18 protein-coding genes and 1 tRNA gene are annotated in these 16,403 nt (G+C 63.4%); 10 read left to right on the top strand and 9 right to left on the bottom strand.

What is annotated here, in order from left to right; genetic code table 11:
* Positions 1 to 671: 671 nt before the first annotated feature.
* The 4 genes from ABD059_RS10530 to ABD059_RS10515 form a co-directional block, all read right to left on the bottom strand.
* Positions 672 to 1,298 (bottom strand): cyclase family protein, encoded by a 627-nt coding sequence (locus ABD059_RS10530; protein WP_343879758.1) that lies wholly within the window; start codon positions 1,296 to 1,298, stop codon positions 672 to 674.
* 25 nt (positions 1,299 to 1,323) lie between these two features.
* Complete coding sequence (locus tag ABD059_RS10525; protein ID WP_343879756.1) at positions 1,324 to 2,751, bottom strand: purine-cytosine permease family protein; 1,428 nt, start codon at positions 2,749 to 2,751, stop codon at positions 1,324 to 1,326.
* A 5-nt stretch (positions 2,752 to 2,756) separates the two neighbouring features.
* Positions 2,757 to 3,167: a YybH family protein gene (locus ABD059_RS10520; protein ID WP_343879755.1), complete on the bottom strand. Its 411-nt coding sequence runs from the start codon at positions 3,165 to 3,167 to the stop codon at positions 2,757 to 2,759.
* A 214-nt stretch (positions 3,168 to 3,381) separates the two neighbouring features.
* Entirely contained in the window at positions 3,382 to 3,870 is a 489-nt protein-coding gene (locus ABD059_RS10515; protein WP_019484312.1) for a YajQ family cyclic di-GMP-binding protein, read from the bottom strand.
* 164 nt (positions 3,871 to 4,034) lie between these two features.
* On the opposite strand from ABD059_RS10515, the gene ABD059_RS10510 reads away from it, so the two are divergent.
* The 3 genes from ABD059_RS10510 (at position 4,035) to trxA (ending at position 5,164) form a co-directional block, all read left to right on the top strand.
* Complete coding sequence (locus ABD059_RS10510) at positions 4,035 to 4,322, top strand: hypothetical protein (RefSeq protein WP_343879754.1); 288 nt, start codon at positions 4,035 to 4,037, stop codon at positions 4,320 to 4,322.
* A gap of 103 nt (positions 4,323 to 4,425) precedes the next feature.
* Positions 4,426 to 4,507, top strand: a tRNA-Tyr gene (locus ABD059_RS10505).
* 222 nt (positions 4,508 to 4,729) lie between these two features.
* Positions 4,730 to 5,164 carry a thioredoxin gene (trxA, locus tag ABD059_RS10500; protein ID WP_343879752.1) on the top strand — a complete coding sequence of 145 codons (435 nt, stop codon included), beginning with the start codon at positions 4,730 to 4,732 and terminating at the stop codon, positions 5,162 to 5,164.
* Positions 5,165 to 5,253: 89 nt separating this feature from the next.
* On the opposite strand, the gene ABD059_RS10495 is transcribed toward trxA, so the two are convergent.
* Entirely contained in the window at positions 5,254 to 5,535 is a 282-nt protein-coding gene (locus ABD059_RS10495) for a putative quinol monooxygenase (protein ID WP_343879750.1), read from the bottom strand.
* 9 nt (positions 5,536 to 5,544) lie between these two features.
* Complete coding sequence (locus tag ABD059_RS10490; RefSeq protein WP_343879748.1) at positions 5,545 to 6,537, bottom strand: DNA-3-methyladenine glycosylase family protein; 993 nt, start codon at positions 6,535 to 6,537, stop codon at positions 5,545 to 5,547.
* Positions 6,538 to 6,633: 96 nt separating this feature from the next.
* Between ABD059_RS10490 and ABD059_RS10485 the strand changes: the two genes are divergently transcribed.
* The 3 genes from ABD059_RS10485 to ABD059_RS10475 are packed head-to-tail and all read left to right on the top strand — an operon-like array spanning position 6,634 to position 9,402.
* The gene (locus ABD059_RS10485; protein ID WP_343879746.1) at positions 6,634 to 6,837 is read left to right on the top strand and encodes a hypothetical protein; all 204 of its coding nucleotides are present in this window, start codon (positions 6,634 to 6,636) and stop codon (positions 6,835 to 6,837) included.
* Between the two features lie 10 nt (positions 6,838 to 6,847).
* Entirely contained in the window at positions 6,848 to 8,224 is a 1,377-nt protein-coding gene (locus ABD059_RS10480; protein WP_343879744.1) for a cystathionine beta-synthase, read from the top strand.
* A 20-nt stretch (positions 8,225 to 8,244) separates the two neighbouring features.
* Positions 8,245 to 9,402, top strand: a complete 1,158-nt coding sequence (locus tag ABD059_RS10475; RefSeq protein WP_343879742.1) for a cystathionine gamma-synthase — start codon at positions 8,245 to 8,247, stop codon at positions 9,400 to 9,402.
* A 63-nt stretch (positions 9,403 to 9,465) separates the two neighbouring features.
* On the opposite strand, the gene ABD059_RS10470 is transcribed toward ABD059_RS10475, so the two are convergent.
* From ABD059_RS10470 to ABD059_RS10460, 3 genes are all read right to left on the bottom strand, one after another.
* Entirely contained in the window at positions 9,466 to 9,918 is a 453-nt protein-coding gene (locus ABD059_RS10470; protein ID WP_343879740.1) for a hypothetical protein, read from the bottom strand.
* Position 9,919: 1 nt separating this feature from the next.
* Complete coding sequence (locus tag ABD059_RS10465; protein WP_343879738.1) at positions 9,920 to 11,095, bottom strand: amidohydrolase; 1,176 nt, start codon at positions 11,093 to 11,095, stop codon at positions 9,920 to 9,922.
* 82 nt (positions 11,096 to 11,177) lie between these two features.
* On the bottom strand, positions 11,178 to 12,377 hold the full coding sequence (locus ABD059_RS10460) for an IS110 family RNA-guided transposase (RefSeq protein ID WP_343879736.1): 1,200 nt from the start codon (positions 12,375 to 12,377) through the stop codon (positions 11,178 to 11,180).
* Positions 12,378 to 12,677: 300 nt separating this feature from the next.
* Here ABD059_RS10460 and ABD059_RS10455 point away from each other — a divergent pair, with 300 nt between their 5' ends.
* The 4 genes from ABD059_RS10455 to ABD059_RS10440 are packed head-to-tail and all read left to right on the top strand — an operon-like array spanning position 12,678 to position 16,319.
* Entirely contained in the window at positions 12,678 to 13,430 is a 753-nt protein-coding gene (locus ABD059_RS10455; RefSeq protein WP_343879734.1) for an SDR family oxidoreductase, read from the top strand.
* A 54-nt stretch (positions 13,431 to 13,484) separates the two neighbouring features.
* Positions 13,485 to 14,957 carry a sensor histidine kinase gene (locus ABD059_RS10450; RefSeq protein WP_343879732.1) on the top strand — a complete coding sequence of 491 codons (1,473 nt, stop codon included), beginning with the start codon at positions 13,485 to 13,487 and terminating at the stop codon, positions 14,955 to 14,957.
* A gap of 25 nt (positions 14,958 to 14,982) precedes the next feature.
* A complete protein-coding gene (locus ABD059_RS10445) occupies positions 14,983 to 15,654 on the top strand; it encodes a response regulator (RefSeq protein WP_343879730.1) in 672 nt (223 codons plus the stop codon).
* A 20-nt stretch (positions 15,655 to 15,674) separates the two neighbouring features.
* A complete protein-coding gene (locus ABD059_RS10440; RefSeq protein WP_343879728.1) occupies positions 15,675 to 16,319 on the top strand; it encodes an MOSC domain-containing protein in 645 nt (214 codons plus the stop codon).
* Positions 16,320 to 16,403: the final 84 nt, after the last annotated feature.

The following is a 16,403-nucleotide window of genomic DNA, read 5'->3' as shown; positions in this document are numbered from 1 at the left end:
CGTCCAAACCGCCCACCGCCGCCATCCGCAGCTGCCCCGACAGTGCGGGAGGTTCACTACTGGAACGCACCCGCACATCCGGGTCATCCCCGAAATGATAAGAAGCCCACGCCTCCGAGAACAACCACGCCGAATCCGAATCCGTCGATTCTCGCTCAGGTTCTGTTGAATCCGACCCCGTTGAATCGGACTTTGGAGAATCTGCATCGTTTAGATCAGCTTCGGCTGGGTCAGTGTCGGTCGTGGGCGCCGGAGGCTCAACGACAGGGGCTGTCCACACCGACTCGACACCCAACGGACCAGCCGGACCGAACCCAGTGGAAGCCACCGCAGAGGTTTCCGGAGTCCCATTATTAGAAGCGGAATCCGCGCCAGATCCGGGAGGAATCTCCGGTCCGGTAGAAGAAGCTTCGCTGCTTTCCATACCCCTATTCGATCACCCGCCACTGACAAAATAAGGCCCAGATCAAGGGTGCTCAAAAAGAATTTCAAAGATTTTTCGGGGCCCAAAATCGTGTTCAGATTGTCGGCATTCAGTTGTCTGTGGCCCGCCCCGAAGCCCGACGGGCCCCTTAGCCCAAGGCTTCGACAGAAGACTGTTGCCAAGGGATTCGAACCCGCTCAGAGGTGAAAAATGGTGGGTCAAAGAAGGCCGGAGCCGCCGGATCCCACTACCCGGCGGGGGTGCTCTGCTGCATCGCGACAGCACGAACGGGTGACCCGTCCATTCCGGTTAACGGCAGCGGCAGTACCGAGACCCACGGGTCGGCCCAGTCGACCGAACCAAGGTTGGTCAGGTTTTCAACGATCACACCGTCTGCACCCAGCAGTTCACTGTGGAACGGGAGATCCACCTCAGCTCCGGACAGGTCGGTGGGATCCGGGTTGAGGGTATCGACGCCGACCACCGAAACTCCGCGATCCAACAAGCCACGCGCGATGTCGGCGTCGAACGCTGGATGCCGCAGGTACTGTTCGGTGCCGAAGTGCTGCGACCAGCCGGTATGGAACAGCACCATCGCGACGGCGTCCAGATCTCCAAGCTGCGCCTCGACGTCGGACCAGACAAACACGTGACCTGCATCGACCACCGGAAGCCGAACAATGCGGGCCACGCCCACCAACCGGCTGAGGTCGATCTGATCCACCGACGCACCGCCGGGCACCGTGTGCAGCGGCGCGTCCAGGTGGGTTCCGGTGTGGGTACCCGCATGCACCTCGGCCACCTGAAACCCATCGGCGGCGATCTCGGCCGCCACCGTGATCGTCACCTCCGGGTCACCGGGAAAGACCTGCATCCCACTGACAATGGGATGCGAAAGATCAACGAGCCGCACGACGTCCAGAATCCGCGTTCGCTGGTGACTCGGAGTCGCTGAGGTGCGAGTGTGTCGGGGTCCCTGACACAATCCGCTTGGCCACGATGGCCCACCCCAGATACAGCCCGGCCGAAATGATGAAGGTGGGAATGGTTGCGCCGATCGGGCTCGGCACCGAATAGGTCAGTATCAAGGACGCGCCAGCGCCGATGATCCAGACGGCTACTGCGGCAATATTGACGCCCTTGAAGTACCAGTAGTCTCCGCCGGTGCCACGCAGGATGTCCTTGTTGTAGTGGCGCTTGCGGACAATGTAGTAATCCACCAGCATCACCGCAAACACCGGGATGAACAGCGACCCGATGAGGACCAGGAATGAGGTGAACTGATCCAGCAAAGCCAACCAGGTGGACCCAACAATCGAGATCGCGCCCAGGACGAGCGCCGTAGGAAGGAACTTCACCTTGCTGGACGGCACCATGTTCACGACCGAGGACACCATGCCGTAAACCACCATGGTGTTCGTAGCCATGACTGACAGGAAAATGACCACGGCAAGCGGCGTTCCAAAGGCGGCAACAATGGCGGTGGGATCGAACGCCACGGCCTCGCCGCCGTCGAGCACGAGATACGCCACAGTGGTGGCGCCCAGCACCATTGCGAGCACAGTTGACAGCAGGTAGCCGACGCCCGAACCGATCATGCCTGCGGCCTGGGACTTGGCCAGGCGGTTGAACTCAGCCGACAGGACAGTCCAGGAGATTGCGGTGGCGATGACGACGTCGAGCACCGCCACCCCGGACCAGCCGAGTTCCGGATCGGCTGGCAGGTCCATGAACTCCGAAGGGGCGAAAGTGGTGAAGGCCGTGACGAAGATGTATGCCATGAAGGCGAGGATGACCAGGGCAAGCCATGGCTCCACCCGGGCGATGCCGGCGTGACCGAAGATCGCCAGGCACACCACCAGCAGCTGACACAGCACTGAGAACAGGATGGGGTTCGAGAAACCGGTGGCCTGTTCTACCAGAAAATTGACTGTCACTCCGGCCAGCATGGCCTGAACCCAGCTCCAGCCCATCAGGATGACCACGTTCGCGGCGACGGGAAGGAAGGAGCCGCGGAGCCCGAAAGACCCCTTCGTCAGCGACATGGTCGGCAGGCCGGTGCGGGTACCCATGTTGCCCACCAGCACCAGAACGGCGCCACCAATGGCGGTACCTAGAATGATCAGCCCGACGGCGAGGGGCCAGCTCACTCCGGGAACAAACAGTGTCCCGGTGAGCAGGGTGGTGACGACAAGGTTGGCGGCTAGCCAGATCATGCCCATTCGGCCAGCGCCGAGCGTGCCTCGAATGGGGCCGAAGCCCTCCGAATTCTTCTCGAGGTGATTGGATAGCCGGGAAAATGCTGAGCCGGTGCTCTGTGTGCTCATGGTGGTTACCTGGCTTCGGGGGAGTTGGGAAGAGGGGAGAGGTGTTCGTGGACGGCGAGGAGGGACCCGTCGTCGGACCGGCGGAAGATGATCGTCTCGCGTTCGAGCGTGGTCTCCCCGGTGTTGATGGTGGTCGTGACGTCGTGACAGAACACTGCGGTGTCGCCCAGTAGCTGGATCAACGGGTTGCTGCTGAGGCACTCAGTGACCTGCCAGCCTTCGGCAAGCCAGGAGTGCCAGAGCGCCTCGTACTCGGACCGCCGCTCGAGCCGTCGGTGTTCAGTGTGGAAGACGAAGGTTGCATCGGGACTGAAGGCTGCAAAATACGTTGTGGTGTCGGTCTGTGAAAATGCTGCGACGACGTGAGCCGCTGCCGCTGCCACGTCCTCGTGGGTCAAGTCTTGATATTCGGTCATGGAGTGCGATCTTCTCTCGAAAGGTCAACGACGATTCGCCGCTTTGTAGCCTGCCAGACAACTTTTGTTTTCAAAGTTTGAGTGACACAGGTAACAAATGTCAAAGGTTTGACCAAAATGACTTCCACAGCGAACCGAAGAGGGGATCGTAAAGAGCACAAAAAAGGTGGCGCTCCCAGGTACGGGAGCGCCACCTGAATGACCAGCTGGTGCCCTAGCGCATGTTCACAAACTGCAGGTCAGCTTCGTCGAAGTTCTTCAGCAGAGCCATGGTGGCCTGCAGGTCGTCGCGGGACTTGGAGCTGACCCTCAGTTCGTCGCCCTGGATGGTGGATTTGACGCCCTTGGGCGCCTCATCGCGGATCAGCTTGTTGATCTTCTTCGCCACATCCTGGGCGATGCCCTCTTTGATGGTGGTCTCCAGGCGAAATTCCTTGCCGGAAGCGTAAGGCTCACCGGTGTCCAGCGATTTCAGCGAGATGCCTCGCTTGATCATCTTGGACTGGAGGACGTCGAGGACGGCCAGGACACGCTCTTCGGAGTTGGCCTTCATCAGGATCATTTCACCGCTGAAGTCCACCTCTGCGCCGATGCCCTTGAAGTCGTAGCGCTGAACGATTTCCTTCTGCGCCTGGTGCAGGGCATTGGCAACTTCCTGCTTGTCTACTTTGCTAACTACATCGAAAGTGGATTCGCTCGCCACAATATCTCCTTGGGGTAGTGAGAAGGATCTGATCCAAGCCTAATCGGTCATGCGCCAATGGGCTGCTGCACAGGGCTCACAGGTGATCCACAGGAAGCCCAGTGTCGGCTCACACCGGCCGGTGGAAGTGTTGGTTGCAGTGATCAATCCAGAGGAAAGAAGTCATGAGTAGCAAACCGCGTGCACGGTACCAAGTTCGAGTCCGACGTGCGGTGGCCGGGACCTTCCTGGCCGCGTCCTCGGCGGTGTCCATCACCGGCCTCTCCTCGATGCCGGCTTCGGCGGCCAACATGTCGTCGGTCGAGGTGTCGTATCCCGTTTCGGCCAGCTCGGAGCGGTTGGCAGGGGTGCGGTCCGAACTCGATCACGCCGTCGCCCTCGGTTCAGTCACTGCCGATCAGGCGGACGCGTTTTTTGCCCAGATCGAGCGCCGTGTGAACGCTGGGCTATAGGCCTAATTGGGCCCGTCCCGGGACGATTCGATTCTTGCCCCGATTTTCTGTAAAGTTGTCTTGCCCGCGGTTACCGTGGGAAACCTCATTGATGAGGACGTATGGCAGATTACCCGAGCGGCCAAAGGGGGCTGACTGTAAATCAGCTGGCAACGCCTTCACTGGTTCGAATCCAGTATCTGCCACATCGCCGTTATACCGGGAAAGTAGCCCGTCCAGATCTCCGCCAAGATCTCGACGGGCTACTTTTTTGCCCTTTTGCTGGGGGAAATGCCGGGGATCGGCAGGCCGAGTGGGAGATGGTGCCGCGCGAACTGATCGAGGACTTTTCAGGCGAATCGCCGGGTAATCTTCATCGAGAGCGAACACGGGGAGACATCGGCGAGCAAACTCGTTAGCGTTAAAGCATGGCAACTATTGAAGTAACCGAGGCAACTTTCCCCGAGACCATCGAAACGAACGACATTGTGTTCGTCGATTTCTGGGCTGAATGGTGTGGCCCGTGCAAGCAGTTTGCTCCCGTGTACGACGCCGTTTCGCAGAAGCACGACGACATCACCTTCGCGAAGGTGGACACCGAGGCCGAGCAGTCCCTCGCCGCCGCGGCCGGGATCACCTCGATCCCCACGCTGATGGCCTTCCGCGAAAAGGTGCTGGTGTTCTCGCAGCCCGGCGCCATGAACGCCACCCAGTTCGGCGAGCTGGTTGACGCAGTGAAGGGCCTGGACATGAAAGAGGTCCATGAGCAGGTAGCACAGCAGCAGGCAGCGGCACAGGCCGGAGCCTCAGCAGAGGCGCCAGCGGCTGACGCCCCAGTTCAGGACGACCCGAAGACGAGCTAGTCTTCGGGCCCAGCTGCGGCTAGTCCAAACGAAAACCCCGGATCCTGCGAAGGGTCCGGGGTTTTCGCGTGCCAGACGGTTTTGGTTTGTCAGGCGCTCCTGGTGACCTGGACCGGCTCGGCTAACAGAGCACTGAGCGACTCGCCCAGGTCCTGTACCGCCGGACCCTGCAAGTGCTTCTCCAGCAGTTCCTCGGATTCCCACCGTTCGGACAGGACAATGCGGTCCTCAGCAACATCGGTAATCTCGTACCTGATGCATCCAGGCTCGTTGACTACCTGCTCGATGGCTATGTCGAGGGCTAGCTTCACCCGGAAGACCTCGCCGGGGTTGGGGGTAAACACGGCCGTCACATCTAGTCGTTCACTCATGGGTTAAGCCTAACGGTGGCGGTGATCCTCGGGTGCGAGCCGAGGACCATAGGTGGGCTTACGGAACCCACTCGCGTAGAGCATCCTTACCACCCGTTGCCGATCCCCGGCCCACGGCTTCAGGAGCTGCAGCATCCCCGCATCGTCGGTCCGCTGCCCAGTCAGTGCGGCGCCCACATAGGCGGCCAGGTGGTAGTCACCAACCGAAATCGAATCCGGGCAGCCGTGCGTGCGCTGCAGAACTTCCGCTGCAGTCCACACGCCGATCCCCGGTACTGAACGCAGCGCCGTTGTGACCTCAGCCGATGACCGGACACGGGCAAGGCGTTCCACCCCAGAGGCCATCGCCACGGCCCTCATGATGGTGTCCGCTCGGTGCGCATCGACGCCCGCCCGATGCCAATCCCAGGACGGCACGCGCCGCCACTGGGCGGGGGTGGGCGGTACTCGTAACCCCTTCGGGGCTCCGGGCGCCTGCGGAGCCGTATCGCCGTGCCGGGTCAGCAGCCAGCGCCACGCCCGCTTGGCCTCGATCCCGGTCACCTTCTGTTCAAGGATGACGCGGACGACGGCGTCCAGCATCCGTCCGGTCGAGGGTAGCCGCAACCCGGGGTTGAGGTAGCGCCCCTTGCGGGCGATCTCGGGGAGGTTCGCCTGGTAGCCGGGGCTGTCGAAGTGGCCCCAGTCGTCCTCGGCGCCGAGCAGGGTGGGCACCGATTGCAGGGCCGCGGCTGCCCCCGGCCCCCACGCCATCGCGTGGATACGCGCAGAACGCAGGCTTCCGCGTTGCTCCAGCCGGAGGGTGGCGGCGCCGTCGTCGTTCCTGAACGCCAACCAGGCGGCACCCTGGTCCTTGAGGAACGACGGATCAAACGCGCCGCACTGCAGCGCCCCGATGGTTCCTGCCAGGTTGTATGGCCCGTCCGGCTCCCACACCAGCGAGTGCGCGCCGGACCCGGAGCCAGGCCCAGCCACGGCACCCTTGGGGACAGAAACGGTCATATGGCAATGGTGTCATGTCTGGGCGACATCAATCCGGTGAACAACCTGGACATGGCGCAGCAACCTGGACATCGGTGTGGAAGATGTCGCTATCGGATGTCCAGGTTCCTCACGAATTTGGGGTTCGGGTTCGAACGGACCCCCTTGGGCATCCCGGACGCACACCACAGTGCGACGACGGTGAGCGGCACCGTCAGCACCACCACCACCACCAGTCCCGCGCCGGGGATGCCCGACCTGTCGCTGGTTGAAGGGTCCGTCGGGTTAGCGCCGTCCGGGAACAAGAGGACTTCGCGGTAACTTTATAGGTATGAAGTATGTGAACTCCGTAGTGGACCTGATCGGCAACACCCCGCTGGTCAAACTGAACAGCGTGACCGAGGGAATTGCCGCGACCGTCCTGGCGAAGGTGGAATACCTGAACCCCGGCGGCTCGATCAAGGACCGTATTGCCGTCAAGATCATCGACGCAGCCGAAGCCGAGGGTAAGCTCCTGCCCGGTGGCACCATCGTCGAGCCGACCTCGGGGAACACCGGCGTCGGGCTGGCATTGGTTGCCCAGCAGCGCGGCTACCGGTGTGTCTTCGTGGTGCCGGACAAGGTGGGCGAGGACAAGCGCAACGTGCTGGCCGCCTACGGAGCCGAGGTGGTGGTCACTCCAACCGCAGTGGCACCCGATAGCCCACAGTCCTACTACGGCGTCTCCGATCGGCTCACCCGCGAGATCCCCGGTGCGTTCAAGCCGGACCAGTTCTCCAACCCCAACGGGCCGCGCAGCCATTACGAGACCACCGGTCCCGAAATTTGGAACGACACCGAGGGCACAATCACCCACTTCGTCACCGGCGTCGGCACCGGCGGCACCATCAGCGGCACCGGCCGCTACCTCAAGGACGTATCAGCGGATCGCGCCAGCGGGCCGGTCCGTGTGATCGGCGCCGACCCGGAGGGCTCCATCTACTCCGGCGGCACCGGACGCCCCTACTTCGTGGAGGGCGTGGGCGAGGACATGTGGCCCGACGCCTACGACAAGACCGTCGCCGACGACATCCTGGCCGTCACCGACGCCGAAAGCTTCGCCATGACCCGCCGCCTCGCCCGCGAGGAGGGCCTCCTGGTCGGCGGCTCGTGCGGCATGGCTGTGGTGGCCGCGCTGCGCGTGGCCAAGAACCTGACGGCGGACGACGTCGTCGTCGTCATTCTGCCCGACGGCGGCCGCGGCTACCTGGGCAAGATCTTCAGCGACGACTGGATGAAGTCGTACGGCTTCATGGAAAGCGGCGACGAAGCCACCGTGGGCGAGATCCTCCGCTCCAAGACCGGCAACATGCCGGATCTGGTGCACACCCACCCCACCGAAACCGTGCGCGACGTCATCCACATCATGAACGAGTACGGCGTCTCCAACATCCCGGTCCTGTCACAGGAACCCCCGGTCAAGATGGGTGAGGTGTTGGGTTCGGTCGACGAACGTTTACTCACCGACAAGCTCTTTCACGGCGAAGCGAAGCTCACCGACAAAATTTCCCTGCACATGAACGACAAGCTGGCACTCATTGGCTCGCTGGAGTCGGTGGCCACCGCGCGGGAGCGTCTGGTGGACAACGACACGCTGATGGTGACGTTCGTTGGGTCACCTGTGGGAATTCTGACGCGCCACGACTTGCTGACCTATATGAGTATCTGACGTCCCTTCTAAGGAGCACCATGACGCACGACGAGAACCAGGGCTTCAACACCCGGGCCATCCACGCCGGCCAGACGCCGGATCCCACCACGGGCTCCGTCATTCCCCCGCTGTACCAGACCACCACGTTTGCCCAGGACGGGATTGGGCAGCTGCGCAACGGCTACGAGTACGGCCGCGGCACGAACCCGACCCGTGACTCGCTGCAGACTCAGCTCGCCGCGCTCGAAGGGGCAACCCACGGGTTCAGCTTCTCGTCCGGTCTCGCTGCCGAGGATTCCCTGATCCGTGCGCTGCTGGCGCCGGGCGACCGGATCGTCATGGGCAACGACGTCTACGGCGGCACCTACCGCCTGATCGACCGGGTGCTCTCACCATGGGGCATCAGCAATGCTGCCGTCGACATGTCAGACCTTGACGCCGTCAGGGCCGCCGTCGGCGACAATACCGCCATGGTGTGGGTCGAGACGCCGTCGAACCCGATGATGAAGATCTCGGACATCGCCGCGATCGCCACCATCGCCCACGACGCCGGTGCCATCCTCGTGGTCGACAACACCTTCGCGACGCCGTACCTGCAGCAGCCGCTCTCGTTCGGGGCCGACGTCGTCGTCCACTCCACCACCAAGTACATCGGCGGACACTCCGATGCCAGCGGCGGTGCAGTGATCACCAGCAATGAAGAGATCGCGGAGAAGGTGGGCTTCATCCAGTTCGCGGTCGGCGCCGTCTCGGCACCGATGGAAGCCTGGTTGACCACGCGTGGGCTCAAGACCCTTGGCGTCCGGATGGACCGTCACAGCTCCAATGCCCGGGCGATTGCCGAGTGGCTGCAGGGCCGTCCCGAGGTGGAGCAGGTCTTCTACCCAGGCCTGCCCGGGCATCCCGGCCACGATCTCGCCGCAGCCCAGATGAAGGACTTCGGCGGCATGATCTCGGTATCGTTCACGGGCGGGGAGGCGGCGGCACGCAAGGTGGCCGAGTCCACCCACGTGTTCACGCTCGCTGAGTCACTGGGTGGGATCGAATCGTTGATGAACTACCCGTCGGCGATGACCCACGCGTCGGTGGCTGGCACTGACCTTGCGGTTCCGGAGAACCTGATCCGGCTCTCCGTCGGCATCGAGGATGTGCAGGACCTGATCGCCGACCTGGAGCAGGCGTTCAAAGCCCTCTAGACGTCTTCAACGACAACGCGCCCGCAGTCTGAACTGCGGGCGCGTTTTCTGTGTCCGAGGGGTCTAAGAGCGTTTGAAGGGACTCAGTGTCCTGCGGATGAGCCGTCGATACTTGTTTTCCGGTTTCGAATCGATCGTCTGTAACCATGCGCTGCTGGGCGGCAGCCACAACGGAACGATCGCCAGCAGCATCACCACTGACACCACCGAGAGCCCCGGTGTCCCGCGGAGCAACACCGGCAACCCGACAATGATCCCGATCGTGGTCAGCAGCTCGCGCGCACTGCGTTTGCCACGCCGCAGCCGGAACACGAGGAAGAACTGCACCAACGCCAGCACCCCCAGGACGACGCCGAGGCCCACCAGGCCTGTGCGGTCCTGTTCCTGGAGTTGCGCGGACCCGAGGAATGAGCTCGCCGCCACCAGGAACAGACCGCCGACCACCAGCCACACCACGAGGGCCAGTTTGACGGTCCAGGGTAGTGGAGGAGCGGCTACGCGCGGGGTGCGGGCCATGCTAGCCGCGGGGGACGACGACGCCGGCACGGGTAGCGGCATCGTAGGTGTACACCGCACGCCCGCCAATCCATACCGTCAAGGCACGCTGCATGACGTCCAACGGGTCTCCGCTCCAGAGCACGACGTCGGCATCTTTGCCTACCTCAAGGGACCCCATCCGATCGGCCAGGCCAAGGACCTTCGCCGGGTTGATCGTGATCGAGCGCAGCGCCGTCTCGCGGTCGAGACCTTCCTTGATGGCGAAGGTTGCCTGGTGGATGAGGAAGTTGATCGGAATCACCGGGTGGTCGGTGATGATGGAGATCTCCACTCCGGCCGCGGCGAGCTTGCCCGGGTTGGCGATGGAACGCCCACGCAGTTCCACCTTGGACTTGGTGGTGAACAGTGGCCCGATCAGCACCGGGATGCCCCGCTCTGCCAGCACATCGGCCAGCAGATGCGCCTCGGTGCCGTGGTCAAGGACCAGTTCATAGCCGAACTCATCGGCCAACCGGATGGCGGTGGCAATGTCGTCCGCGCGGTGCGCGTGCTGGCGCCACGGAATTTCCCGTCGCAACACCATGGCGAGTGCCTCGAGCTTGGGGTCGCGGGCGTTCTCGTCAGCCTTGCCCATGTAGTTCTGCGCGTCCATGAAGGCTTTGCGGATCACCATGGCGGTGCCCAGCCGGGTGGAGGGGGTTTGCTTCTTGTCGCCGTAGACCCGCTTGGGGTTCTCCCCGAGGGCCGACTTCAGACCGCTGGGGGAGCGGAGCACCATTTCCTCGATGTAGCGGCCGTGGGTGTGGATCGCGACGGCGAGACCACCAATGGGGTTGCCCGAGCCCGGGTTCACGTTCACGGCGGTGATACCGCCGGCCAGGGCGTCGTCGAACCCGGGGTCGTACGGGTTGACGGCGTCGATCGCGCGGACGCCCGCGGTGACGGGGTCGGTCATCTCGTTGGTGTCGTCCCCGGCCCAGCCTTCGCCTTCCTCATGGGTGCCCAGGTGAACGTGGGCGTCGATCAAGCCTGGAAGCAGCCACTGACCGCCGGCATCGTGAATTTCGGCGCCCTCGGGGACAGCAATATCAGTGCCCAGCGCAGTGATCTTGCCGTTCTCCATGACCACCGAACCGTCGAAGGGGACGCCTTCGATGGGAACAACGTGGGCATTGACGATTGCTGTGACAGTCATGTGTGGTGACCTTTCGGCAGACAGTGTTGTGATCTCCAACCTACCGTCTTCACCGTGTGGGGGGGTGTCCCTATGCTTTTGGTCAAGCGGCTTTCGGGGTTTTGGTCTCGTAGAGTGTTTTGGTTTTGAGCATGGCGTAGATGACGTCGCAGCGGCGGCGGGCGAGGCAGATGATGGCGGCGTTGTGCTTTTTGCCTTGGCCGCGTTTCTTCTCGTAGTAGGCCTTCGATAGCGGGTCGTGGCAGCTGGCGATCCAGGCGGATCTGAAGAGAGCGTTTTTGAGTTGTTTGTTCCCGGATCGTGCGGGGTATTCGCCGCGGATTGAGGTTCCGGATCGGCGGGTGACGGGCGCGATCCCGGCGTAGGCGGCTAGATGGCCGGCGGAGGTGAAGGTGCTGGCATCGCCGATGGTCAGGAGTATCGTGGCTGCCGTCTTGATGCCGACTCCTGGCATGGACATCAAGACGATGGAAAGAGGGAAGTCGTCCAGGAGTTTCTCGACCTCAGCGGCGACGATGGCCCGCTGGTGTTTGAGCTCTTTGATCTGCGCAGCGACGCGTGGGATGACCAGTTCGACGGCGTCGGTGCCGATCACGGTGACGGTTTGTTCCCCGAGTGCGGTGAAGATTTCATCGATGAGTTTGGTGGGGTCTTTGCGACTGTGGTTCCTGGCCCAGCGCAGCACGTTGCCTCGCCTTGCCTCGCGCAGACCGGTCGGCCCGGCGTATTTGATCAGCAGGTCCAGCACGAGGGTGCGGGTGAGGATGGTGCCGACGAAGACCCGCTCCAGAGACGGAAATATTTGCAGCAGCAACGACCGGAGCCGGTTGATTGCCCTAGTGCATTCATGGGTCAGGTCCGCGTCGAAGCCGGAGAGGACTTTCAACGCGGCGAGTACTTCGCTGTCTCGGTCTACCGCCCGCAACGTGTGGGGCATGGTTCGTGCCGTGTCCGCGATGATGAACGCGTCCCGGGCATCGGTTTTCGACCGTCCCGGGTAGAGGTCCGCGGCTTTTCGCATGGCCAGGCCCGGCAGGTACGCCACCTCGCAGCCGCAATCCCTGGCTACCGCGATCGGTAGCGCCCCGATGGTGTTGGGCTGGTCCACGATCATCAATACCCGGCCATGCCGGCCGAGACCGGTGAACAGTTTTCGGAGCCGTGTCTCGTCCTGCGGCAACGGTTTATCGAAGATCCGCTCTCCGGCCGGGGTGAGGGCTGTTGCGTGATGTTCGGACTTGCCGACATCGAGCCCGCAATAGACATCAAAGTGTTCGGTCATGATGGCGCTCCTTTGCACCACTAGATGGCCGCAGTCACGACACCTGTTCCTGGCACCCACGTTACGAAGAGACCTGAACCCACCGGTCCGGCCGCGTCCCTATCAGCAGTCAACAAGCGCCTCCGAACCTGGCGACAGCACCCCCCGGATCATTAATGACAGGGGCAGAGAGTCATACCAGGCCCAGCGACCAGGTCCCCGACCTTCGAGGACTCCAATAAATGTAACGGGGGTCAGCTCCGCACCCTGCAGGGGGAGCCGCCTAGACTAAAAACCGATGCGCAGGAAAGGCAACAACTCATGACACGCAAATCCGCACTCATCACCGGGGTTGGACGAACGGTGGGACTGGGCGCCGGGATTGCCCGGCGCCTCGCCGTCGACGGCTGGGATCTCGCCCTGAGCTACTGGCACCCCTACGACCAGCGGGTCAACGGCACCACCAACCCGGCGGCCGAGGTGCAGGAGCTGATCCCGGAGCTGGAGGCCCTCGGGTCTCGGGTGATCGCGCTGCCCGGGGACCTTGAGGATTCAAAAACGCCGGGGGAACTGGTGGCGGCCGCGCGGATGGAGCTGGGCACGCTGAGCGGGCTCGTCCTGTCGCACGCCGAGGGCGTCGACTCAGGACTGCTCACGACGTCGGTGAAGAGCTTCGACCGGCACTTCGCCGTCAACGTCCGCGCCTCCTGGCAGCTCATCAACGCCTTCGCGCTGCAATGCAATGACCTTGGAGGCGCAATTGTCGCCCTGACCAGCGATCACACGGTCAATAACCTGCCCTATGGTGCGTCAAAAGGCGCGCTCGACCGGATTGTTCTGGCGGCAGCACGCGAGCTGGGCGACCGGAGGGTCAGCTCCAACGCCCTCAACCCTGGTCCGGTCGACACCGGCTGGATGACCGAGGAGGTGCGGAGGGACCTCACCGGGCGCCAACCAACTGGCCGTCTGGGCACGCCAGCCGACGTGGCCGGTGTCGTCGCCTTCCTCCTGTCGCAGGATGGCCGGTGGGTCAATGGCCAGTTGATCAAGGCCGACGGCGGCTTCTCGGCGTAGCAACGCCCCGCAGCATCTGCCCTCACGGGCGAGAATCCCTGACAGAATGCTGCCATGTCCTCAACTTCGCTCAGCATGCTGGGCCGCGTACGGGTGGGAATCGGGTTTGCCCTCGCTGTGATCCTCCCGCCGCTCCTCGAATGGTTCATGTTCACGATCGGCAGTGACTTCCTTGCCGTTGACGTGCTGGTCCAGCTGGCCGGAGTCATCGCCGTCGCCCTCGTCGGGGGCTTGTGGCCGGCGCTGCTGGCAGCTCTGTTCAGCACGCTGGTGCTCAACTATTTCTCAACCGATCCGGTCGGGTCCCTGGAAATCACTGACCCGCAGAACCTCCTGACGCTGACCATCTTCATCGCAGTCGCTGTGGCGGTATCGCTGGTCGTCGGGTTGGCCGCACGCCGGTCCAGCGAGGCCGCCGCTGCGACCGCCGAAGCAGCAACGCTCGGGGAGCTGGCCCGCGGGGTCCTCGCCGCCGAAGACACCCTGCAGGGATACCTGGCCCACGTTCGCACCCACTTCGAGGTAACAGTAGTGGCGCTGTTTGACCGGAAGGTTCCAGGCGGCGCGAGACCGACGCGAGTAGCCAGCGACCAGGCGGCAGGAGCCTTCGAAAACAGTGCAAAGACCGAAAAGAACGAGCTATCCCTGTTGGCGGCCGACACTACCGAGGAGTTACCGGATGGACTGGTGCTGGCCCTGTACGGCCGAACGCTGAACCCCAGGGAGCAGAGATTACTCACCGCGTTCGGGTCCCAGCTCACCGCAATGCGCCAGCGCCAGGAACTCATCATCAGCACCCAGGCCAACCGGCGTCTAAGCGAAGGAAACCTCATGCGGACGGCGATCCTGCGGGCTGTCTCGCATGACCTGCGGACGCCGCTGGCCGGCATCAAATTGGCCGTCAGCAGTCTCCGGCACGACGCCGTCCAGCTTCCGGTCGACGAGCAAAAGGAGCTGCTCGAGACCATTGAGGACTACTCGGATCGGTTGGACGCACTGGTCAACAACCTGCTGGACATGTCGCGTCTGACCGGCGACGCCGTGACCCCACACCTCCGCGCCGTGCACTGGGTGGATGTGCTCCCAGGGGCCCTGGCCGGAGTACCGCCCCACCGGGTTCGGGTGGAGGTTCCGGGGAACCTGCCGCCGGTCGCCGCAGACCACGGCATGCTGGAGCGCGTGGTGGCCAATATCCTTGAAAATGCCGACAAGTATGCGGGCGGGGAGGACATCGTCATTAGCGGATCGGTTGAGGGAACCATCCAAGCCGGCACCGAGAGCGTGCCCGCAGGGGAGTTGCGCATCATTGACCATGGGCAGGGGATCGGGGCCGACGACGCCGACACCATCTTCCAGCCGTTCCAGCGGGCAGACGATGCGCCGGCCGGGGCAGGAGTGGGCCTGGGACTCGCCGTCGCCAAAGGCTTCACCGAAGTGATGGGTGGCCAGCTGACCGCCGAGGCAACGCCCGGGGGCGGGCTGACGCTCCGCGTTCGACTGCCTCTGGCCACCGGGGCGTCGGAATGACGGGCACGAGCAGAGGGGGGTTACCGTGACCTCGGTCCTCATTGTCGACGACGAGCCCCTGCTCCTCCGCGCACTCCAGATTAATCTCAGGGCCCACGGCTACCGGCCGATCACGGCCGTTGACGGAGCATCAGCGCTCGCGGCCGCAGCCGAACACCGCCCCGACATCGTGGTGTTGGACCTGGGCCTGCCCGACATGGACGGGATGGACGTGATCGCGAGGTTGCGGGAATGGACCAAAACTCCCATCATCGTGCTTTCGGCACGGCACGGGTCCGACGACGTCGTTGACGCCCTCGATGCCGGCGCGGACGACTATGTGACCAAGCCGTTCGGTGTGGATGAACTCCTGGCGAGACTCCGTGCAGCCAGCCGTCGGGCAGTGGCACCCGCCGCGCCTGTGGTGCAGACCGCAGCTTTCACCCTCGACACCGGGGCTCGAACGGCTAGCCGGGGTGGCACTGAAGTGCGGTTGACACCCACCGAGTGGAAGATCATTGACCTCCTGGTGGCTCATCCCGGCCGTCTGGTCTCCCAACGCCAACTGCTGATGGAGGTCTGGGGCCCCGCCTACGCCAAGGAGTTGCAATACTTACGGGTCTATTTCAACCAGTTGCGGAAGAAACTGGAACCCGACCCCGCCAGACCGCGCTACTTCATCACCGAAAGCGGCATGGGCTACCGCTTTGAACCCTGACCATCCTTAGGATGGATGCTATGACAACAGGTTCCCTGCTCGCCGTGTGCCGTGTCCACGCGCTGCTGCCCACTCAGGACTCCACCGGTGTGACAGCGATCGACAAACGCGCTGTTGACGGGCCGGTCAACGTCCACAAGCTGGGCCTCACCGGCGACATCCAGGCCAGCCGCAAACACCACGGCGGTGAATCCAAAGCTATCTACGCCTACTCCCAACAGGACGCCGACTACTGGGACGCCGAACTGGGGCGGGACATGAGTCCGGGGAAATTCGGGGAGAATCTCCGGGTGGACGGCATCGATGCCAGCCGTGCGGTGATCGGGGAACGCTGGCAGGTGGGGGACGACGTCGTCCTCGAAGTCACAGCGCCGCGCACCCCGTGTGCGAACTTTGCCCGGTTCCTCAAGGAACCGCAGTGGGTGAAGCGGTTCGCCGAGGAGAACCGGGTCGGCACGTACCTGCGGGTGATCAGCAAGGGGCAAATCCAGGCCGGAGACGCCGTCACCGTGGTGGACCGCCCGGATCACGGGATCACGGGGCACCAGGTGTTTGCGGGACTCGACGCCGACACCGCCCGGCGGCTCCTTGCCGCCGAGAAACAGGGTGTGACGCTCAGCCCGGAGATCCACAAGGTGGTCGCAGCGATCCTGCGGCGGGCGTAGGCACGGACCCGGTGGGTCACACGGGTATGTGCGCAGGCTCACGCGTAGCTGCCGTTGTTGTGGCTGCGGGTGAGCGAAGCCATG

Source organism: Arthrobacter flavus (genome assembly GCF_039526005.1).
Taxonomy (GTDB): Bacteria; Actinomycetota; Actinomycetes; order Actinomycetales; family Micrococcaceae; genus Arthrobacter_D; species Arthrobacter_D flavus.
The sequence above is the reverse complement of the archived record's forward strand: the minus strand, read 5'-3'. Positions and strand labels throughout refer to the sequence as shown.